General features: G+C 27.7%; 21 protein-coding genes, 2 other RNA genes and 1 pseudogene. 8 read left to right on the top strand and 16 right to left on the bottom strand.

The genetic code is table 4. From position 1 onward, the window contains the following. Positions 1-48: 48 nt before the first annotated feature. Entirely contained in the window at positions 49-921 is an 873-nt protein-coding gene (gene whiA / locus VBM89_RS00730; protein ID WP_323188429.1) for a DNA-binding protein WhiA, read from the bottom strand. A 472-nt stretch (positions 922-1,393) separates the two neighbouring features. Here whiA and infC point away from each other — a divergent pair, with 472 nt between their 5' ends. From infC to rplT, 3 genes are all read left to right on the top strand, one after another. Next, a complete protein-coding gene (gene infC / locus VBM89_RS00735) occupies positions 1,394-1,942 on the top strand; it encodes a translation initiation factor IF-3 (protein WP_416234920.1) in 549 nt (182 codons plus the stop codon). Position 1,943: 1 nt separating this feature from the next. After that, entirely contained in the window at positions 1,944-2,132 is a 189-nt protein-coding gene (gene rpmI, locus VBM89_RS00740; protein WP_257088789.1) for a 50S ribosomal protein L35, read from the top strand. Between the two features lie 62 nt (positions 2,133-2,194). Continuing rightward, positions 2,195-2,545 carry a 50S ribosomal protein L20 gene (gene rplT / locus VBM89_RS00745; RefSeq protein WP_257088787.1) on the top strand — a complete coding sequence of 117 codons (351 nt, stop codon included), beginning with the start codon at positions 2,195-2,197 and terminating at the stop codon, positions 2,543-2,545. 117 nt (positions 2,546-2,662) lie between these two features. Here rplT and VBM89_RS00750 read toward each other — a convergent pair whose 3' ends face one another. Further along, positions 2,663-3,316, bottom strand: coding sequence for a hypothetical protein (locus VBM89_RS00750; RefSeq protein WP_323188430.1), 654 nt, complete (start codon positions 3,314-3,316; stop codon positions 2,663-2,665). Between the two features lie 458 nt (positions 3,317-3,774). Between VBM89_RS00750 and rplJ the strand changes: the two genes are divergently transcribed. Beyond that, a complete protein-coding gene (gene rplJ, locus VBM89_RS00755) occupies positions 3,775-4,272 on the top strand; it encodes a 50S ribosomal protein L10 (protein ID WP_323177393.1) in 498 nt (165 codons plus the stop codon). A gap of 31 nt (positions 4,273-4,303) precedes the next feature. After that, a complete protein-coding gene (gene rplL, locus VBM89_RS00760) occupies positions 4,304-4,675 on the top strand; it encodes a 50S ribosomal protein L7/L12 (protein ID WP_257088781.1) in 372 nt (123 codons plus the stop codon). 129 nt (positions 4,676-4,804) lie between these two features. Here rplL and ffs read toward each other — a convergent pair. From ffs to VBM89_RS00775, 3 genes are all read right to left on the bottom strand, one after another. Next, an RNA gene (gene ffs / locus VBM89_RS00765) (signal recognition particle sRNA small type) lies at positions 4,805-4,899 on the bottom strand. A gap of 15 nt (positions 4,900-4,914) precedes the next feature. Continuing rightward, on the bottom strand, positions 4,915-5,625 hold the full coding sequence (locus VBM89_RS00770; protein WP_323188431.1) for a pseudouridine synthase: 711 nt from the start codon (positions 5,623-5,625) through the stop codon (positions 4,915-4,917). A 1-nt stretch (position 5,626) separates the two neighbouring features. Beyond that, positions 5,627-6,904, bottom strand: a complete 1,278-nt coding sequence (locus VBM89_RS00775) for a hypothetical protein (protein ID WP_323188432.1) — start codon at positions 6,902-6,904, stop codon at positions 5,627-5,629. Positions 6,905-7,123: 219 nt separating this feature from the next. Here VBM89_RS00775 and VBM89_RS00780 point away from each other — a divergent pair, with 219 nt between their 5' ends. After that, positions 7,124-8,995 (top strand): ribonuclease J, encoded by a 1,872-nt coding sequence (locus tag VBM89_RS00780; protein WP_323188433.1) that lies wholly within the window; start codon positions 7,124-7,126, stop codon positions 8,993-8,995. A gap of 314 nt (positions 8,996-9,309) precedes the next feature. Beyond that, positions 9,310-10,070, top strand: a pseudogene (locus VBM89_RS00785) (SPFH domain-containing protein). A gap of 55 nt (positions 10,071-10,125) precedes the next feature. Here the strand turns inward: VBM89_RS00785 and VBM89_RS00790 are convergent. Together VBM89_RS00790 and VBM89_RS00795 are read right to left on the bottom strand one after the other, a co-directional pair. After that, entirely contained in the window at positions 10,126-10,779 is a 654-nt protein-coding gene (locus VBM89_RS00790; protein WP_323188434.1) for a chromate transporter, read from the bottom strand. After that, positions 10,779-11,426, bottom strand: a complete 648-nt coding sequence (locus tag VBM89_RS00795) for a chromate transporter (RefSeq protein ID WP_323188435.1) — start codon at positions 11,424-11,426, stop codon at positions 10,779-10,781. Before VBM89_RS00795 ends, VBM89_RS00790 begins: the two co-directional genes overlap by 1 nt. A 153-nt stretch (positions 11,427-11,579) precedes the next feature. On the opposite strand from VBM89_RS00795, the gene rnpB reads away from it, so the two are divergent. Then, positions 11,580-11,857, top strand: an RNA gene (gene rnpB, locus VBM89_RS00800) — RNase P RNA component class B. A 61-nt stretch (positions 11,858-11,918) separates the two neighbouring features. Here rnpB and VBM89_RS00805 read toward each other — a convergent pair. The 9 genes from VBM89_RS00805 to dnaE all read right to left on the bottom strand — a co-directional run bounded on the left by VBM89_RS00805 (position 11,919) and on the right by dnaE (position 21,671). Continuing rightward, positions 11,919-12,509 (bottom strand): FMN-dependent NADH-azoreductase, encoded by a 591-nt coding sequence (locus tag VBM89_RS00805; protein WP_323188436.1) that lies wholly within the window; start codon positions 12,507-12,509, stop codon positions 11,919-11,921. Positions 12,510-12,674: 165 nt separating this feature from the next. Next, the gene (gene era / locus VBM89_RS00810) at positions 12,675-13,556 is read right to left on the bottom strand and encodes a GTPase Era (RefSeq protein WP_323188437.1); all 882 of its coding nucleotides are present in this window, start codon (positions 13,554-13,556) and stop codon (positions 12,675-12,677) included. 2 nt (positions 13,557-13,558) lie between these two features. Beyond that, positions 13,559-14,431 carry a cytidine deaminase gene (gene cdd, locus VBM89_RS00815; RefSeq protein WP_323188438.1) on the bottom strand — a complete coding sequence of 291 codons (873 nt, stop codon included), beginning with the start codon at positions 14,429-14,431 and terminating at the stop codon, positions 13,559-13,561. 74 nt (positions 14,432-14,505) lie between these two features. After that, complete coding sequence (gene fmt / locus VBM89_RS00820) at positions 14,506-15,354, bottom strand: methionyl-tRNA formyltransferase (RefSeq protein ID WP_323177403.1); 849 nt, start codon at positions 15,352-15,354, stop codon at positions 14,506-14,508. Between the two features lie 7 nt (positions 15,355-15,361). Next, entirely contained in the window at positions 15,362-16,270 is a 909-nt protein-coding gene (locus tag VBM89_RS00825; protein WP_323177404.1) for a hypothetical protein, read from the bottom strand. Between the two features lie 15 nt (positions 16,271-16,285). Next, positions 16,286-17,248: a hypothetical protein gene (locus tag VBM89_RS00830; protein ID WP_323177405.1), complete on the bottom strand. Its 963-nt coding sequence runs from the start codon at positions 17,246-17,248 to the stop codon at positions 16,286-16,288. A gap of 59 nt (positions 17,249-17,307) precedes the next feature. Next, on the bottom strand, positions 17,308-17,871 hold the full coding sequence (locus VBM89_RS00835) for a dephospho-CoA kinase (protein ID WP_323188439.1): 564 nt from the start codon (positions 17,869-17,871) through the stop codon (positions 17,308-17,310). Next, on the bottom strand, positions 17,852-18,763 hold the full coding sequence (locus tag VBM89_RS00840; RefSeq protein WP_323188440.1) for a 5'-3' exonuclease: 912 nt from the start codon (positions 18,761-18,763) through the stop codon (positions 17,852-17,854). Before VBM89_RS00840 ends, VBM89_RS00835 begins: the two co-directional genes overlap by 20 nt. Next, complete coding sequence (dnaE, locus tag VBM89_RS00845) at positions 18,756-21,671, bottom strand: DNA polymerase III subunit alpha (protein WP_323188441.1); 2,916 nt, start codon at positions 21,669-21,671, stop codon at positions 18,756-18,758. Before dnaE ends, VBM89_RS00840 begins: the two co-directional genes overlap by 8 nt. Positions 21,672-21,779: the final 108 nt, after the last annotated feature.

Below are 21,779 nucleotides of genomic sequence, written 5' to 3' on the forward strand. Positions count from 1 at the left end.
TGCTTTTTTGATTAAAAAAACATCTCAAGTTATAGAGATGCAAAAATTCTATTTTTTAGTATTTTTGTGTTCTGTAACAATTTCATTAAGTTTTCTAAATCAGTGATTTATTCCACTTTTTGAAACATACATATTATGTTCAGCGTTAAGTAAATTTGACAATTCAGGAAGCGACAATCATTTATTTTCAACTTTTAATCTAAATAAAACAAGTTGATTGTCTGTGAAATAAATATCTAATCCATTTTCAAACATGTAGTTAATGTTTTCAATATGTTTAATTGTACTCTTTGCAATCTTATTAATATTACTCATATCAATATTATTAATACGGTTAACAACATTTTCAAAGTCACGAGCAATAATTATGTTTTGAAGCTTATACCAAGACTTTTTAGCATCAATAGCTGCTAGAAAGTCAATAACTTTTTCCTTATTTTTAAGGTAAATTATGTATTTATTATTTCTATTCAAGAAGTTGAAATTAAAGTCATATTGATTTAGTTTTTCTTGAATTTTTACTAAGTGTCCAGGATTATGTGAAGAAATTTCTAAGTGGTATGAAGTTGATGATTTTCCTGAGATGCTACCACTCCCAAAGAATACACCAGCAAAAAAACTTGTGAGTGAATCTTTAAAATCAATTTCCTCAATCATTTCAAGGTCAGAAATCTTAATTAAGATTTTAGTTTTTCATTTTAGATTAATGATTGGTTTAATATTAATTTTTTCAAGTTTTCTAAGTAATTTTGAATAAAGATATTCATTTTTAATTTTGAGAACATAAAAATCTTTTTCAACTTCTGCAGCACAAAAAAGTAAACCACTTAAAAACCTCTTAATTTCGTGTGGTTTAGATAAGTTGTTTATGACTTCTTTTTTTAGCTCCCAACTAAATGATGTTTTATGTTCTTTATTCATAGTTTAATTATAAAAAATATAACATTTTATGTAAGTTATTTTTTAACAAATAAGCAATATTTTTAGTTCATAAAAATGCATATAAAAGTTGGATTTAGACAGTCAAATAAAATAAATTTATTTGTAATTACTTGAATAAATGAAATTTCTAAAACTTTTTTACCTTAAACATAGGTATATTAGTTAAAAACTAACATATAACATAGTTATATGTAAGGTTAATCAAAAAATATTTTTTTGATAAAATTAAAAAGCAATATAAAAGTTTAAATTGCAGAAAAGTAGAAGACACTTCTCACCTGATGACCATAGTCTTGGGTTTAGCTACAATTAAACGTATCAAAAATTCTGATACCTTTTTTAGTAGAACAAGGAAGTGGGTAACCACTTTTTTACTTAACATTTATTTAAGGAGTATATTATTCAAGCAAAAGGAAAGAAAACACCTTCAGAACATTACGTAAATTCTGATATTCCATTCAAACAAGTCTTTGTAATTGGAGCAGATCAAGAAAAAATAGGTGTAATGTACACATCTGAAGCAATTGAATTGGCAAAAAGCCAGAGAATGGACTTAGTTTTAATAAGCGTTGAACCTAAACCAATCTGTCGTATTCTTGATTACGGTAAATTTAAATATGACCGTAAAAAGAAAAATAAAGAACTAAAAGAAAAACAAACAATTATCCAAAATCGTGAAGTTAGATTAACTGCAATGATTGGAGAAAATGATTTACTTACAAAAAGTAGAAAAGCTAGAGAATTTCTTTTAAAAGGTGACCGTATCAAAGTTTCATTAAAATTAAGAGGACGTGAATTATTGATGAAAGATTTAGGAATCAAGACTTTAGAAAAATTCTTCGCTACATTAGAAGATATTGCTGAAATCACATCAGAACCTAAATTAATCAATAATCGTTTCCTTGACATGAATCTCCAACCAAATAAACAAAAAGTACTTAGATACCAAAAAGAAAAGAATCTTGAATCAAAAGATCAAGATGCTAAAGAAGGAGAATAAAATGCCAAAAATGAAAACTAAAAGTGCGTTAAAAAAACGTATTAAAGTTACAGGAACAGGTAAAATCTTAAGAGAACAAGCTTACCGTTCACACTTAGCACAAAACAAAACTACAAAACAAAAACGTCACTCACGTAAAGCTGCTCTTATGTCTAAATCAGACCTTAAAAGATTTAAAGCTTTAATCTAATCTTGTTAAGTTAATTCATAAACAAGATAATAATTAACATTATTTAAGAAAGGAATTAAATTATGGCAAGAGTTAAAGGTGGGACAGTTACAAGAGCAAGACGTAAAAAATGAATAAAATTAGCTAAGGGATATTTTGGACACAAATCAATCGGTTACAAAGTTGCTAAACAAGCAGTTGTAAAATCTTGAACATACGCTTTCAGAGACCGTAAACAAGTTAAAAGAAACTTCCGTAAATTATGAATCGCTCGTATCAACGCTGCAGTTAGAGCAGAAGGAATGAGCTACTCAAGATTTATTAACGGTTTAAAAAGAGCAGGTGTTACAATTAACCGTAAAATGCTTTCAGAATTAGCTATCAACGAACCAAAAACATTTGCAGTTTTAGTTGATATTGCAAAACAAGCTTAATTTTAAATTGCTATTCACACATCCAAATGGATGTGTTTTATTTTGCTTTTTGATATCTTAAAATTGCAAAATAAAATCTCAGAATAAACTTCCGAGATAGTATATAAGCTATATAAATTAATTTTGAGGTTTGTCAACAAAGTTTCTAATGATACTTTTAGCTGTAACGTCAACATTAGCAAAGATTGGTTTTCATTCTCAATCTATTAATGTATTTTGAGGAACAATATGATCAAAACTAATGTTTACTAATTTATCAAAACTTGTTTCAGTTGAGTTGTCATCAACACCTTTAACAAATTTTTCAGGGTCAAAGTATTTTTCAATTCTGATTGAAACAATTTTAACTTCATCATCAGGTGAAACCATTTCTCTAACTGAATTAATGTTTCCTTTGAAGTATTCTAACTCATTAGGGAAACGTAAGTCGTCAATGATGAATAAACTGCTTTTACCTGCTTTAGAAGATTCGTTAGCAATTGATTTAATTTTTTCAAAAACTCTTGAACATCAAATGTTTGTATCGATGTTTCTTCCAACTTCACCCATAGCGATTCAAAGTGGTCTAACAATTTCTTTGTCTTGACCATTTCAATTAATTTCATCTAAGATTGGCTGAGTAATTTGTTTAATTGGTTGTGCAAAAGATAAAATGTGTGTGTTATCTTCAAATTGAGGTTTTAATTGTTTTGAAAGTTCATTGCTTAATAAACCTTTTCCACTACGTCTTTTTCCATTGATTAAAATAATAACGTGTTTATTTTTGCTCATATTGTCTCCTTGTGAATCTATATAAATTTATTGTTAATAGTGCATTAAATTATGCGTTTTATCAATCTAAATTTGAAATAAAAACAACGATAGAAATTGATTAATTTCCGATTGCTGTAAATGAATTATAAAGACAAAATTTAAAAACAAAAAGAAATAGCTGAAATTTTCACAAAATATGAAAAATAGGAAAATTACAATTTTTTTGATTAGCAAAATTTACTAATAACATTAGAAAATTAAAAATTTAATTTTATTTCATAAAACTACTTTTATTACTATGCTATAGGTATAAAAGTATCAAAAGTATTATTCTAATTTTTAAGTTATGCTATATAATATAAACGCAATACATATAGACAGTAACTGTATAAATGCTTATACTTAATTTGTTACCGAGTGTATCTCATTCCTGTTCAAATTGTATTGCGTAATAGATTTTGAAGGGAGGCACAAGTATGTCAGAATCAAAATTAAAAGCAGCTAAAAAAGAAGTTGTTTTAGAAATTGTTGATAAAATTCAAAACTCTAAAGCTGTTGCTTTTGCTGAATACCGTGGTTTAACAGTTTCTGAATTAGAAGAGTTCAGAAAAGAAGCTAAAAAACTTGGTGTTGACATCAAAGTTTACAAAAACCGTTTATTCAACTTAGCAGCACAACAAACAGGATTTGCTGACTTAGCAGAATACTTAGTTGGTCCAAACATTTTCGCATTCTCAAACAATGACGATATGTCAGCAGCTAAATTACTTACAAAATATGCTAAAACTCACAAATTATTAGTTGTAAAAGCTGGAACATTTGAAGGTAAAGTTATCAACGCTGCAGGTGTTAAAGAAGTTGCTACTCTTCCAACATACGAAGAAGCACTTGGAATTCTTGCACGTTCAATGATGGCACCATTACAACAAATTTCATTATCACTTAAATTAGTAAGTGAAGGTAAAACAGAATAATAAAAATATTTAGTTTGAAAGGAAACATATTATGGCTAAATTAACAAAAGAAACATTCATCGAATCATTAAAAGAAATGTCAATTAAAGAAGTTATGGAACTTGTAGACGCTATGAAAGAAGAATTCGGAATCGACCCTACAGCTGCTGTTGCTGTTGCTGCAGCTCCTGCTGAAGGTGGTTCAGAAGAAAAAACAAGCGTTAAAGTTGTTTTAAAAGCTGACAACGGTAAAAAAGTTGCAATCATTAAAGTTGTTAAAGACTTATTAGGTGTTGCTTTAATGGATGCTAAGAAAATCGTTGACACATTACCAGCTGTTGTTAAAGAAAACATTAAACCAGAAGAAGCTGAACAAATTAGAGCAGCTTTAGTTGAAGCTGGTGCAGATGTTTCAGTTGAATAATATAACTTCAATTAATTCAAATTTATAATTAAAAAACCTTACAAAATCTGTAAGGTTTTTCTTTTTTATCTCATTAACTATAAAAAAAGTGAGAGCTCATGGCTGTACGTGAGACTCTCTTTAAAAATATCTAAACAAAACCACCAGACACAGCACTTCCTCATGTGGCTGCTACATTTCTGTCCTGACCAGGTTAGTGGGTTACTGTTCTGATGGCTTAAATATTATAACACCATTTTTTAATATTCTCTATTTTTTAATTTTAAAATTTCATCCTCAGTTAAATATCTAAACTGACCTTCTTGTAGTGTTTCGTTTTTAATATCTAAGAAAGCAAATGAAATTCTTTGTAATTTAGTCACTGTTAAATCAAAATGTTTAAACATTCTTTTAACTTGATGGTACTTACCTTCATTTATTGTAAGATTTGCAGAATTATTTGAAAGAATTTGAAGTTTTGAAGGTAAGACAATTTCATTATCTCCTATATCAAAACCTTTTTCAAATTCAGTTATTAAGTTTTGGTCAATTTTGTTATCAACTTCAACATAGTAAGTTTTCTCAACATGCTTTTTAGGTGAAAGTAAATCGTGAGTTAATTGTCCATCATTTGTTATTAATATTAGCCCTGTAGTGTCTTTGTCCAATCTGCCCACTGTGTGAATATCTTTATATGAGTTAATGCTTTCATCTAATAATTCAAAAACAGTTTTATTTAAGTTATCGTAATTTGCACAAACATAGTGACCAGGTTTATTTAGTAAAACATAAATAAATTCTTGTTTAGGACCGATTAATTTATCATCTAAACAAACGTCTTCATTGATTATATTAATAATTGATTTAACCACTTTGTTATCAACTTTAATTCTTTTAGAGGAAATTAACTTTTTAGCATCAGTTCTACTGATGTTTAAGTTAAATGAAAGTCATTTATCTAATCTGGTCATATTATTTTAGTAAAGCATTATAAATGTTGTGTTTATAAACTTCTACTCCTGGTTGAGATAATGGGTCAACTCCAAATAACAATGAAGATAAGATTGCAACAAATTGGAAGAAAGCAAATAAATGAGCCAAATTATTGATTGAAATTTCATCAAATTCAATAATTAAATCATTATTGTCAAATGTATTATTTTTGATATTAAAATTAGGTTGATTTTCACCTTTTGTGCCTAGGAGACCTAGCTGGTCGAATTTTTTATTGTCTTGATTTAAGTTGTATTTTTTATTGTTAAATACAATGTTTGTTGTGATTGAAAAATCACTTTCCAAACTATTTGTATTATTAACAGAATCCTTAATTGTTAAATAACCTTTTTTCTCTTTATTTTCACTTGAGTTATATAATGAACAAACGTATTCAACAAAAGAATCTAATATAAAATCATTATCATTAATAACTTCAACAGTCTTGTTATTGTATCTTGCAAAAATGTATCTAAAAATAGCTGTAAGGAACACAATATTTTCTTTTATTGGTGTGTTCAACGTCTTTTCAATAATTGAGACAAATGTCTCGATTAATTCTCTTGAATTAAAATTCAAGAATTCAAGTACAAATAATGATGATGGATCAAATATTGAAACATATCTTTCAGGTATGTTTGTAGGTAATTTCAAGAATAAATAATTATGAATTTTAGCCATCTTATTAAGTATATTATCTGCTTCAGTGCTTGCGACTGTAATAAGTGCATTTAGCATTTCAATACTATCGCTTTTTTTCAAGTTAGCTTCAAGCAGTTTCCTATATTCTCTAAATGAAACAGAGCTTTCGATAGAAATCGCACTCTTTGAAATGTAATAGATAGCAAATTTTTGCCCTATTAATGAAGAAAGTTGATTTGTTAAAACTTCAGGAGAAATGTTGTTTTGTGTAAAGATAATATTAAAATCAGGTTTATTATTTAAATAATTATTAAAAATAAAATCATAAATCGCTTTAGTAGTTAAGTATGATTCTCCATCAGCAATTACAACTAATGTATCTATTTTGGTAGATTTTAAAAATTCAACTTTAGCTTTAATTAACTCTAAGTTAAATTCAAGATTATCATCAATATACTTAAGCACATTAGTTTCTTCATCGTCAGTGTTTTGAAAATTTAAAACTAAGTTGTTGTGAATGCTATTAACTTTTTTAATAATTTCATTAATTTTGCTGTGTTTTAATATTGAATTCACATGCTTAAGTTGGATATTTAGGTTACCGAATTTATACATTTTTCTCCTTATTAATAGTGTTAATTAAATTTTATATTTATTTTTAGAGTTTGCTATCTTAAAACACTTATTTTTATAATAAAATTCGATATTGTCATGATATAAACTAATAATAGTTTATAATATAGAAACCAAATACATATTTATATGTATTTAACATTATTTTATTTAAATAATTTGATTAAAAATTACATTATTTGTTCATATTTTGGAGGTAATATGAGAGAGAAACAGCCGACTTACATATTTGGTTTAGGTGGTGTTGAAGAAATCGGTAAATCCACATTAGTTGTAGAGCATATGAACCGTATTTTCTTAATTGACTCAGGGATTAAATTTGCAGACACTTACAACACTGGTGTTAAAGGTATTATTCCTGACTATTCATACTTAAATCAACCTGGAAAAATAATTGAAGGTTTATTCATTACACACGGTCACGAAGATCACATTGGTGGTGTTGTTTATTTAGTTAAACAAACAAAAATCAAAAAGATTTTTGCTCCAAGAATTGCAATTCAATATTTAAAACTTAAATTTGAAGAGCACAAAATTACAAGAAAAATTGATTTTATTGAAATCAATAAATCAGACATTTATAAGTTCGCAAATGGATGTAGAGCTGACTTTTGAACCGCTCAACACTCAATTCCAGATGCATTTGGTGTTAGATTAACTACCCCAAATGGTTCGCTTATGTGTACAGGAGACTTTAGATTTGACTATACACCAATCGGAAACTATACAGACTTTGCAAGATTAGATGAAATTGGTAAAGAGGGACTTACAGTTCTTTTATCAGATTCAACTAATGCCATGAGACCTGAGCATTCACCTAGTGAATCAGATATCTTAACTGACTTGGAACGTCATATGCGTGCTGCAAAAAGAAAAATTATTATTACTTCATTTGCTTCTAACTTAACAAGAGTTAAGGTTATTATTGAGCTTGCTGCTAAATTAGGTAAAAAAGTTATTCCATTCGGTCGTTCAATGATCCAAGGAATTAAAATTGGTAGAAAATTAGGTTACATCAATGTTCCGAATGGTGTGATTGTTGATAAAAAAGACTTGCCTAACATTAAAGATTCAGACCTTGTTGTTTTAACAACAGGTTCTCAAGGTGAAGAACTTGCTGCATTATCTAGAATGAGTTATGGTAAGCATGCAACAATTAAAATAGTAAAAGGTGATATGGTTATTTTCTCATCAAGTCCAATCCCTGGAAACAGAATGGTCGTTGAATTACTTACAAATAGACTTTACAAATTAGGTGCAATTATTAAAGAAAATGGTGTTGATGGCTACTTACATACATCAGGTCACGCTTATGAGTGAGAGCATGATAAAATCTTTAAATTAACCAGACCTAAATATTTCCTTCCATACCACGGTGACTACAGAATGTGTTTAGTTCACGGACAAACAGCTATTAAAAATGGGGTTAATCCTAAAAATGTTTTAATACCTAAAAAAGGCCAAGTCTTTGAAATGTACAATAACGTTATTAAGCCAACTAATAAAACAATTAACTTTGGCCCTATTTACATCGATGGAAACACAGTTTTAAACATTTCAGAAAAAATGCTTCAAGAAAGAGCAAAACTTAAAGATAGTGGATTTGTTAATATTGTTTTCTTAATTGATAGAAACAAAAATGCAATCGTTAATAGACCTCAAATTGTAACAAGAGGAAGCTTCTTTGTGAAAACTTCTAAACAATTAATTGAAGAAACAAGGAGAGTTGCTCACGGTGCAGTTCTATACTACATTAAAAATAATCCAGAATGATCTGTTAAAGATTTGGAAAAATTAATTCAAGATAGATTAAGCACATTATTCTACAAAGAAAAACGTAGAAATCCTATTATCATTCCTACAATTATGTTCCTTGACGAACCAACTGATGAAAAATTAGCTAAAGTTAAACTTAACTTCGGTAAACAGTTAGATATTGATGAACAATTAAATGATCCTACAACAAAGAATTTAAGCAAATCACAGAAGAAACAATTACTTAAGGTTAAAGAATCAATTTTTGGTGAAGTTGAAAACGATGAATTAGAAATTGATGAAGAAGATGAAATTTAACCAATAACACTTGAGCACATAGATAAACACTCTATGTGCTTTTATTTTGCGAAAATAAAATCCTAAATTTTATGTAAATTTTCCATATTTTTAAGCAAACTTTTCGAATAATATAAGGTAGATAAATCAAAGGAGTATAATTAAAATAACCAAATTATTAAGGAGGTTATATGTCAGGTATTATTATTGCTGTGATTATAATTGTCGCAGTGCTTGCCGTAGTAATGCTTGTGATTACAAGTTGTCTTTCAGTGAGAATTGTTAGTGAAACTAACTTCTGTATTGTTGAAAGACTTGGTAAATACAAGAAAACAATGACTAAGGGTGTAAACTTTATGGTTCCTTACATTGATAAAGTCAGAGTTAAAAATAACTTTAAGGAAAAAGTTTTTGACTACCCTGCTCAACATGTTATTACAAAAGATAACGCTACTATTCAAGTAGACACAACAGTATATTTAAAAATCTTTGATCCAAAATTATTTGCTTATGGAGCTGAAGATCCATTTTTAGCTATTGAGTTTTTAACATCAACAACACTTAGAAACTTAATCGGTGAACTTGAACTTGATGAAGCATTAACATCCAAGAAATTATTAACGCTAAGTTAACTAAAATCTTAGATGAAGCTTCAGATGCTTGAGGAATTAAAGTAAAAAGAATTGAAATTCAAAACATTATTCCACCAAAAGAAGTTCAAGAAGCTATGACAAAACAAATGCAAGCTGAACGTATCAAGAGAGCTCAAATCCTTGAAGCTAGCGCTGAAAAAGAAAGTAAAATTCTTAGAGCTCAAGGGGAATATGAAAGTACAATCTTACGTGCAAAAGCAGAAAAAGAAAGTATGATTGAAAGAGCGACAGGTAAGAAACAAGCGATTGAACTTATTACAACTGCAAACATTTCAACTGAATACTTACAATTACAAAGTATTGAACAATTAGAAAAACTTGCAAATGGTCATGCTACAAAAATCATTATTCCACCTAACTTAGCAGATGTTGCTAAATCAATGTCAGTCGCAAAAGAAGTTTTAGATTTACCTTCTAGAGAAGAAGTTAAAGCAAACAAATAGAAATTAAAAATGAACAGTGTAATTATTAAAAACACTGTTCATTTTTTGATTTTAATTATCCAGCATAAGGAGCAAATAAGATAAGCGAAATTGCTATATTTATAAGAATAATTCAGAATAGAGAAATTCTTCTTTTAGCTAAGTAATATGAACCTAAAATACCTATTGGTACATAGATTTTTAACAGAATATTTTTGTATCCCACAAAATAATTATTGCTTGTCCATCCTGCATAACCTTTAGAAGATGAATTAAAGAAAATTTCAGGTACATAAATAGAGATGAATAATTGAATCGCAAGAGCAATAATTATTCCTGAAACAATTGGTTTCATAATGATCAACATATTAGCAATGAAAGTATTAGTTTTAAATTTTTTAATATACTTCATTGCAATTACCATAATGATAATAGCTGGTAAGCAAAAAATTACATAAGTTAAGAAAACTGCTATATAACCTCATCATTGACCAGATGCAACTAAGTAACCTGTGAAAAAAGCAAATTTAGTTGACACAACACCAGGTGTAGTGTTCGAAATTGCAAACACATTATTGATTGCATTTTCATCAATATTTGCTCCAAAAACTTGTGCTAAAAAGTTTCACAATCATTGGAATATCGGCATAAAAACTTGACCACCACCAAAGATTGAAAGCGAAATTAAAATTAAAAGAGGTAAGCAAACTAATAAAGCAGTAAGTAGCATTATTTACCTCCTTTTTTAATGAAGGTAATCCCATTTTCCTCAAGCGATTTATTTAATGATTGCTTATTGATAAAGTGCTTTTTATTTACTAAAAAAATTACAGCAAAGACAAATAAGATAATTACAATTGAGAAAATTGGTAAATTGTAAGGTGATGGAACAAACAAGGAAACACAAATTGAAAAGAGCATAATAATTAATCAAACTGGTAATTTGAGTGATTGTTTAGATTGCTTTATATATCTTTGTGCAAATGCAATCAGAAAAGCAATAATTGAAACAAGTACACCGACTGAAATTATTTTTAAGTACTCGCTAGGTATGTATCTAGTCAAGATAACTAAGAAAATAAATGCAAATATTACGTGAGGCAATATTCCAAATAAAGTAACTAAGGTTCCCTTAAATTTACCTAAAAGACTTATAGATATATATGAAAGTGTTTGGATAACCGAAGCACCTGGGAGCATATTTGTAACAATTACAATATCATCCATTTCTTCGTTAGTTATTCATTTTTTATTATCAACTGCTTCTTTTTTAATAACTGGTAAAAGGGCATTACCTCCACCGAATCCAATAAAAGTAACTTTGATAATAAATCAAAATAATTCTCAAAAACTAACTTTTTTCTTATTTTTATTCATTATGTCTCCTATTTATTTAGCAATATTTTATAGTTTTTTCAAAATAACTAAACAATAATAACAGTTTAATGATTTTTCACATTAATTCAGATGAATTTAAGAATTTTTAAGATTTTTTATGACTATAAAATAAATAAAATGCTATTATATATTTGCATCAGTCGACAGCTGCATTTTATGTAGAGGAAAGTCCGTGCTAACACCATCTGCGATGATGGTAGTGATCGTGCTAAGCCAAATAAGCTTAGGTTATGCATTATGTGTATAAACGACTAGTGCCACAGAGACGAGAAATATGAAACGGGTAAACTCCACGAGTTAGAAACTCAAATTTTGGTAGAGGAATCATTATTTTAGAACTGAATAAAATAATGGAGTGACATTAAGTCATTAGATAAATTGTCGACCTAGACAGAACACGGCTTATAGATGCAAGCATTCAGGCAACTGAATGTTTTTTTATTTAATATAAAAAATCCACCAAATGATGGATTAGTTAAATATTTGATTTACTTGTTCTTTGATGTGTTCATCAACGTGATTTGGTTCAGTTTGATTAATTGGAGAAACTTTTGTTCCAAAGTATTTAATTTCTTTCGAATCATTACCTGTTAAGAATTTAAATGTTCCTTTTAATCAATCAGAGTGATTGCCTCAAGTGTATCAACCTTGTGGTGCACCTTGAGTTGAAACTATAACTGTATTTAAGTTAGTTAATAAAGGAATTGCATCACCTTGCTTTGAGTATTTGTAACTAAATGTTTTATTAGCAACTGAAATAGCATCGATGAAATTTTTAACTATGACACTAGGTCCAAAGTTAATCATTGGGTTTGAAATGATTAATAAATCAGTTTCTTTAAGTTTTTGAATTCATCTATCTGACTCAACATCTGTGTAATAAGTTGTAAATGTTTGCTTAGTTAAAAAATGTTCATTTAGCTTTGTAGTTGATAAGTCCACTCTTTCGATTAATACATTTTCTTTTGATTTAAGTGCTTCTTCAATGTAATTTAAAATGTTAGTTGAGTATGATTTTTCATTTTGTAAAAGATTTCCATCTAAAATTAATACTTTTTTCATATTTTCCCCTTAAATTTTATAAAAAGTTAATATTTAGTTATTTTTTAGCTTAAAAAATAACTTTTTATATTAGTTATATTTTAACAAACTTTTAAAAATAGGTATGATAAAACGCAAAAATAATATAAAAAGTTGGCATTAATTAACAAATACCAACTGTAAAAATTATTTAGTAGAGTAACCAAATTTTTCAAGCGCATCTGCATCATCGATTCATTTTTTAGCTATCTTAACTTTTAAAGTTAATGAGGTAGGAATATCGAATTGATGTGCAATTTTCTTTCTAGCAACTGTACCTATTTTTTTGATTTTTTCACCGTTTTTACCTATAACCATACCTTTTTGAGAAGCTTTTTTAACATAGATAATTGCATCAATATCTAATCTATCTTCAGATTCTTCAAATTCTAGAACCTCAACAGCAATTGAGTGAGGTAGCTCTTCATAAAGTTCATTAATTGCAGATTCACGAATGATTTCTTTTGCTATAAAACGCATAGATTTGTCTGTGATGTATTCAGGATCATATTGAGCTTCACCATCATAAGCGTATTTTTCAATTTCACTAATTAAAGCGCTAATTGATTTAGGATCGTTTGCATCAGTAGACATAATTGTTTCAAAACCGTGTTCTTTAAGCTCTTTGATTTTATCAAGTAGCTTTTGAGGATCTTTTTTAATTTTGTCAATCTTAGAAATAACAGCAATCTTGTTTTTTACGTGCTTGATTTTTTCTAAAATCATTTCATCACCTTTACCAATTGCTTCATCAGCAGGAGATAAGAATAAAAGAACATCTATGTCTTTAGTTGCATCATAAGCATTTTTGTTTAAAGCTTCACCAAGTTTATTTTGTGGTTTATGGATACCAGGTGTATCAATGAAAATGATTTGTAAATCATCTTCTGTATAGATACCTGTAATTTGGTCTCTGGTTGTTTGAGCTACATTAGTAACAATTGCAACATTGTAGCCGATAATAGCATTAAGAAGACTACTTTTACCTACGTTTGGTCTTCCTAAAATACTTGCAAAACATATTTTCATAATTATTTAATTGTAATTTCTTCAGCTCTGATGCTGTATGGAACTAATTCTTCAACTGTGTTAACTCTTAATTGTTTTCCATCATTACTGTATTGGTAAACTTTTGCATCAAGAGGCATAAATTCAGTCATAACTTGTCTACATCCAGCACAAGGGCTAATGATTTCATTTTTTCCACTAATAATGTGAATTTCTTTAAATGTTCCAACTTTTCCACCGTATGCTACTGAACCAAACATAGCACTTCTTTCAGCACATAAACCTGATGGATAAGCAGCGTTTTCAACGTTAACTCCATAATATTCTTTCCCATCTTCTCCGATCAAAATTGCTGCTACTGGGAATTTTGAATATGGTGTATAAGTATATTTAAGTAAATCTTTTAATTTTTCAAATGTCATATTTGTACCTTCTTTCCTTGTTATTTTTAAAGGATTAAAAATATCATCAACCATTTTATTCATTTGAATTCTTTCTTCTTCAATTTCGTGGTCATATCCTGCTAAGTGGACTAATCCGTGAGTGAATAAGTAGCAGAATTCTCTTTTAATTGAGTGTCCAAAATATTTTGCTTGTCTTACAACTTTGTTTCAACAAATAACTAACTCTCCCAGATGAATAAATGGAAGTTCGTCATACATAGAACTATCATCAAATCCAAATGAAAGGATGTCAGTTACATAATCTTTGTTTCTGTATTCTTTGTTTAATCTCTTAATTTTTTGAGGAGAAACTAATGAAACATCAACAATGATTTGTTTTTTTATACCAAAGTATTCTGCAAAATTTTTGATAATTTGCTTCATTTCTTTTTCAAAAATAATTGCATCTTTAATTTTTGAATTAATAGTCAATGATATTTTTGTCTTTTTCATACTTTATAATTATACTTTAAATATGTAAACATATTTAGTTGAAGCAAATAAAAAAACTTGAAAATTAATCAAGTTTAGTAATTTAATTTAATACGTTTTTTAGTTTCGAATTGATAATCAACTGCTCATAGCTTTCCGTCAGTGAATTGAAGTGGTAATCCATTTGGAACTTTGTGTTTTGTAGCATAATAAATTTTGACTCTTTTGTTATCTAAAATAACATAAGCACCCGGGTTCGATGAGAATGCTCTGATTTTATTAAATGCTTGTTCAACTGATAAATCGCTTGTTATGAGTGCATCTTCTTTTAATAATTTTGGACTTAAAATGACTTTTTCTTCATCTTGAACAATTTCCTTAAAATCACCTTTAACATAGTCTACAAGTCATTTTGTGATATTTTCAGTAGCTAATTTTGATAATTTTACAAACAATGTATCAGATGTGTCTGTGTCTTCAATTGGAATTGAAACCATTTTAATAATGTTACCTGCGTCCATTTGTTTTGTCATATACATTAATGAAAGTCCGGTTTCTTTATCTCCATAAAGAAGTGAATATTGAATAGGTGCAGCACCTCTATATTTAGGTAATAGTGAACCGTGAATATTAATTGAAGCTAATTTCGGAAGAGCTAAAACTTTTTCAGGAACATATTGACCAAAAGCACAAGTTAGTAAGATATCAAAATCTAATTCTTTAAGTTCGTCATAAATTTGTCCGATTTTTTCAGGTTGAAAAAGTCTAATGTTATATTTTTGAGCTAATAATTTTGTAGGAGTAGGTAAAAGTGCATAACCTCTATTTGCTGGTTTATCAGGCTGCGAAACAATTCCTACAACGTCAAAGTTTTTGATAACTTCCTCAAAAATAGGAACCGAGAACTCCGGTGTTCCTGCTAATAAAATTTTCGTTTTATTCATTTTTCTCCTATCCGATTGAGATTTCCTTGTAAATTAGCTCTCTCATAACTTCAACGATTTTAGTAAGCATTTGTTCAGTTAATTTAGTTGTTGATTTACTATTTTCATTAATTTCTTTTAAGTGTGTAAACATTTTTTCAGATGTAAAGTATGTTCCAAAGAAAGTAATTTTATTATTGATTGATCTTTGTTCTAAAATTTCCATAATTACTGAATCTCAGAATCAAATACTTAAGTTTTTAAGTCCAATTTCATCTAAAACTAACAAATCAACTTCACTAAGCTGTTTTTTAATAAAATCAATGTCATTTGAGTTTTTCTTATCAAATGTTTTTTTGATCTCTTGGTCTAAATCATTTATATTGATGTAAGCAACAGTTTTGTTATCTAATGCAAAAGAATTTGCGATTCTTGAAAGTAAATTACTTCTTTGAGATTTTCTTACTCCAGAAATTAAAAGCCCCTTCATTGATAGTTCATTGTGTTCTTTTAATTTTACCTTTAACTCTTCTACATATTTGTGTAAGTCAATATAGTCTTCATCATTTATAACTACATTTTCAATAACTTCATCATTAATTGGTTCACTGATGTCTGTGAAAATTAAGTGATTTTCTAATCTTAATTTTCTACCTTCATCATTATTTGCTATTTTTCTGACTAACTGCAATTTACCATTTTCATCTCTTAAAAAATAATTTCTAATAGGTAGATTTTTATCGATAGTTCTTTGCTTATAGTAATCAATTAAATGAACAAAATAATCTCAAATTTCCTTATCTGAGATATTTAATTCATCTATTAGTTGTGCTAATATTTCTTTTTTCTTGATATCAGCAATAATCTGTGCAGGATCTATTTTCAAGTTTTTATCTAGAAAAATTCTTCAATCTAGATTTTGATTATTGTTTGTCATTAATTAAGTCTCCAATTAATGTTTAAGTGCATTCTTGAAAGCTTCTTTTTCATGGAAAATTTTTTGTTCTTTTTTATCTTTAAATTTTCCATCAAAATAAGCTTCGATTGTGTCGAATCTCATAAGACCTGCATTTTTAATTTCAACCATCATTGAGTTTGCATGTTTAAATCACTCGTTAGGAGTTGAAGATTTTTCTTTAGAAATATATAAAACATAGTTAATGATTTTTGAATCAGTAAATTTGCTAATTCATTCATCTAATTTGTTTTCAATTTTTTCATTTCTGAAACCATATGAAATTGATTTATAGAAATCTCTTGTGCTTAATTTAATTAAAGCTTCATATTTATTTGAATACTTATATTCGTTTAATAAACTAATAGGCTCTAACATAGAAAAATCAACTGGTGCAAAATCGGCATTTTGTTGTCTTAATTTACCTAAATTAATTAAATTGTCAACAAATTCATTCTTTGGATATTGAGCTTGCTCATTCTCATTATTAAATACATCAAAGAAACTTGCTGAAACATCTTGAATGTGTGGTGTTTCGATGATGTTTGATTTTTTCAATCTATTATTAACTTTAATTTTGAAGTATGTATCACCGATTTTAGATTTCAACATTTCTGAAATTAAATGGTTATTTTTAATACCAGCTGCATTAAGTGGTTTTTGAATACTAAAGATAGTGATTTTTTGTTCATCATCTCTTAAAGTATCAATTAAACCAACGGCTTCAAGTTGTAATCTAGCTTGATTTAATCTGTTTTCGTGCATATTTAAGAATGTAGTTAGAGTTAAAAAATCATAGCTACTTCTTTTGTATTTGCTATCTTTAACAATATCTAATAAATATTGGTAAAGAAAAACAGGGTCAGCACCTAAAAATGGACCGTAAAATTCACGTAAATTACTAAGGTCCTCCATTGTTATTTCGTTAACTTTTTCAACTGCGAAATATTGATAAATCATCGGTGCTTCCTCCTGTTTTTTCTTGTGTTTGAAATTTTTGGTACTCTAATTTTACTTACTTATTTTTTTAGCTCCAAAAATTCTTTTATTTTTTCTTTACTATCTCTAATATTAATAGGGATATGCACAACCTTTTTTGACCTAAAAAAATCTTTTGTGTCTCAATTGTAGTTGTTTTGGTTGTCTAAAATTTCTTTTGTAAAGTTATCCACACCCCTAATTTTTAAGAATTTTGTCCTATTTTCTTCATCTATTTGCATATGATAGACTGTAGAGAAAAAGATTGAAAAATCGACTATTTTTGTATATAAAATTGGTATTTCTACAAAATCGTACTGATTTGCTTTAAGGTGCTCAAAAATTACTTCAAAAACATACTTTTCAAGTATTTTTAAGTTATTTGGATTTAAACTTACCCATTGCTTAATAAACGGTTTTCAAACTTGATTATTTTTGATTAAAAAACTACCGATTTTATTGTTAATTTTGTTGATAAAATCAGTATTTTTTTCATATAAATCGTTTACAAATTCATCAAGATTTAATGTTTTGTAACCTAATTCTCTTGCAGTATTTAAAAAGTGTGTTTTACCAGAGCAAATTTTACCTACTATTGCTATCATAATTTAGCATACTTTCTTTTAATCTAACTAATTCAAGTTCATCAAGAATAGACATTGCATTTTGTAGATTAAGTTTTAATAAGTAGTTATCTTTTGACTCATTAAAATCTGGAACATTTGTATATAACTGAGCCATTTTATAACAGAATAGCCCTTGGTCATATCCGGATTCTAATTTTGTAATAATTGATTTTGTAAAATTATCAGCTCAAGTATCTTTTTGTTCATATAAATTAATGAAACTTTTGTATTTATCAAGAATACTGATAGCAGTTTTTTCTCCAATACCTTTAATACCTGGTAAGTTATCGCTGCTATCTCCTGCTAAACCTTTATAATCAGGAACTTGATTTGGATAAATTCCATATTCTTCAGGATAAATATCTAATGTTAATAAATCAAATTTATTTTTTTTAGGTCTCTTAATAATAACTGATGTGTGTTCATGAATTAATTGATGTAAGTCTCTGTCTTTTGAAAAGATAATTTTCTCTTCTCCTTGAGCGACATTTTTAACATAAGTTCCGATTAAATCGTCAGCTTCATAACCGGTTTGCTCTTTTCAAGGAATTTCTAAAAGAGTTAACATTTCTTTAATTTTGTCCATTTGGACAAATAATTCAGATGGAGCTGAAGCTCTACCACTTTTGTATTCATTAAAAGCTTCGTGTCTGAAAGTTTTTCCTTGACTATCAAAAGCTATAAAAATGTGTGTTGGATTAAATTGGTTGAATATTTTGAGAAGTTGATGGAAGAATAAGTTGATTGCATTAGTAGGGAAACCTGTTGAACTTCTTAAAATGTCATTAGGATTTCCATAATATGTTGCATAAAATGATTGAAAACTTAAGTAGTTTCCATCAACTAATAAATGTAAGCTTTTCTTATCCATTATCTACCTCTTTTCAATCACTAAAGTTATAAAATCCTTTACTAATTTTGATTAAAATCAATATTTTTCTAGGTCTTGTATCATTAAGAATTTCAATAGCTCTATTATTGAAACCAAAAACTGTTACAGATTTTGTTGAATCTGTTACTGATAATCTAGGTCTACCTTTAGCATCCTTAGTCACTTTAGTTAACATGACTTCAATTCACTCATATTGATCTGTAAGCTGATCTAATGTTAATGTATTGTGTTTGTTTGAAATATTTGAATTTAAGTTATAAATGCTTCCTAATAATTGAGATTCATATTGAATTTGTTCATTTAAATCACTTGGTATGAGTTCAAATTCAATTTGCTCAATATTTTGCATTTTTATAAACTCTTGGAGTTGTTGTTTTTTGTCGCCTTCAATTTTCTTATATGAAGCAACAAATAAATCATTAAGTTGCTTGCAAATGATTAGTCCATTTAATAAAGTTTGCATTCCATAAAATTCTCTAAATGCATTAGCTTTAATAAGTGTTTCAATATTTGACTCAGTTACGTTTCCTAAATTTCTTAATCTAAGATATGCAACTATAAAGTTTTCATATTGACCATTTTGATTTCTTTCTTCAAGTATTTTTTCAACAGCACTTTCGCCAATTCCTTTAATCATATTGAATGGTAAATAAAGTTCATTATCAACAATTTCAACCATATTTGATGAATTGTTAATTTCAGGTGATTGAACTTTTATGTCTTGATCACTAGCTTCAACAGTGTATTTTTTGATATTTTGCTGGTCTGATGATGAATTCGAAATTAACACTTTATAGAAAATAAGTGGGTAGTTCGCTTTATAGAAAGCTAACTTATATGAAATTAATGAGTAAGCAACAGCGTGTGATTTATTAAATCCATAAGCAGCGAATTTTTCAATATTTGAATAAATTTTTTCTAATAAGTCTATAGAAATATTGTTTTGTAATCCACCTTTGAAAAATTCAGCTTTATAGCTATGTAATAGCTTTTCATCTTTTTTAGAAATTGCTCTTCTAAGTAAATCAGCTTGAGCAAAAGACATATTTGCAACCTGCTGTGCAATTTGCATAATTTGCTCTTGGTAAACAATAATTCCAAATGTAGGTTTAACAATTTGATCATATAGTGGATGAATTGTTTCGATTCTGTTATGGTTTTGTTTATTTTTACCATATGTACCAATAAATTCCATTGGACCAGGTCTAAACAACGAAACAATTGCATAGATATCATCAAATGAATCAATTTTAACTTCCTTAATTGTTCTTTGCATTCCTATTGATTCAAGTTGAAAAATTCCATTTGTATGTGTGTTATTAAGTAATTTTTTAGTTTTATCTTCTAATTGAACTGAATAACTATCTCCTATGACTTTTTCAAAAGTCTGTTCAGGTTCTAATAAATCTTCAATTTCTTTAAGAATAGTTAAGTTCTTAAGAGCTAAAAAGTCAATTTTAATAAGACCATATTTTTCTAAATGGTTTAATGTAAATTGAACTTGTTGAATTAGCCCATTATTGTAAATTGTAGGAATAAGTTTATTAATTTGTTGGTCACAAACGATAATACCGGCAGGGTGTGTTCCGATTTGTCTTGGTAAGCCTTCAATTTTTGAAGCATACTCGTGTAAGTTAGGATATTTATCTACATATGATCTATATTTTGGATTAGTTTCATAAGCATCAACAAGACTTAAGTCAGTTGACTTAATTGCATTACAAATTTTTTCAACTTCTGAAAGTGGTACATCTAAGTATCTGGCAACATCTCTGATGCTGTTTTTTAGTGCTAAAGTTTGAAATGTTGTAATTAGAGCAACATTTTCTTCTCCATATTTATTTTTAATGTATTCTAAAACTTCATTTCTTCTGTTATCTTGAATGTCAATATCAATATCAGGAAGAGAAACTCTGTCAATATTTAAGAAACGTTCAAATAGCAATCCAAATTCGAGTGGATTAATATCCGTGATTCCTAATATATAAGAAATAATTGACCCAGAAGCACTACCTCTACCAGGTCCTACTTCAATTTTATTTTTCTTAGCTCAAGCAATTGCATCTTGAATAATCAAAAAGTAGTTAATAAAACCTAATTTAGCAATAACAGAAATCTCATAATTAACTCTATTTACAACAACATCTTCACCGAATTTGTAAATAAGTTCTTTAGTTCTATCATTAATTAATAATTTTTTAAATTCTGCTGCTGCATTGTCTGAAAATTTAGCTAATTTAATTGAATTATTAGGTTTAGAAACATTGCAATTTTGTGCAATGTATAACATATTTTTATATACATCTTCGTGAAGATCTTCTCAATCTTCTTCATCTAAATATTCATTATATGTTTGAGTTTCTTCGTTAATTGAACCAATTTTTTGAATAACTCTGAGGATTTCATTATCCTCAAAATTTAAAACTTTTTTAGCTGGTGCATAGACAGTTTGATATTCAAGTGGAGTTTTATTATTTAAATAAAAATTACTTAAATATTTATCAACTGCAATACCTTTAGCCCTATGTCCTAGGTATTGATGGTCAATAATGAAAATATCTGAATTATCAAGTTCATAGTATGAAACTTCTTTACCTTCAGATTTAGCATAAATAAGTTGATTAATAAAAGTGTATCCATTATTGTTTTTAGCTAATGCAATAACAGTAAATCCTTGTGATAAATCAAGTTCAATACCAATAAGCGGTTTGATATTAAACTTATCTTGCATATCTCAATAATATTGCAATGCATATAAGTTTTCTTTATCTGTTAAAGGTAAGAATTCTAAATTATTTTCAACTGCTAATTTAATGAGTTTTTCAACTCTAATAGCAGAGTTTAAAAATGAATATTCAGTGTTTGTGTGAAGATATATTTTTTTCATATTTAAATTATATTTTTCTTTTATTAAACTAACAGAAAATACCTGATTTTTTTAATTGAATATATCTACTAAATTCATAAAAATTTCATTAATCACTTATTTTTTTGA

The organism is Mycoplasma sp. 1199, assembly GCF_034863365.1.
Taxonomy (GTDB): Bacteria; Bacillota_I; Bacilli_A; order Mycoplasmatales; family Metamycoplasmataceae; genus Mycoplasmopsis.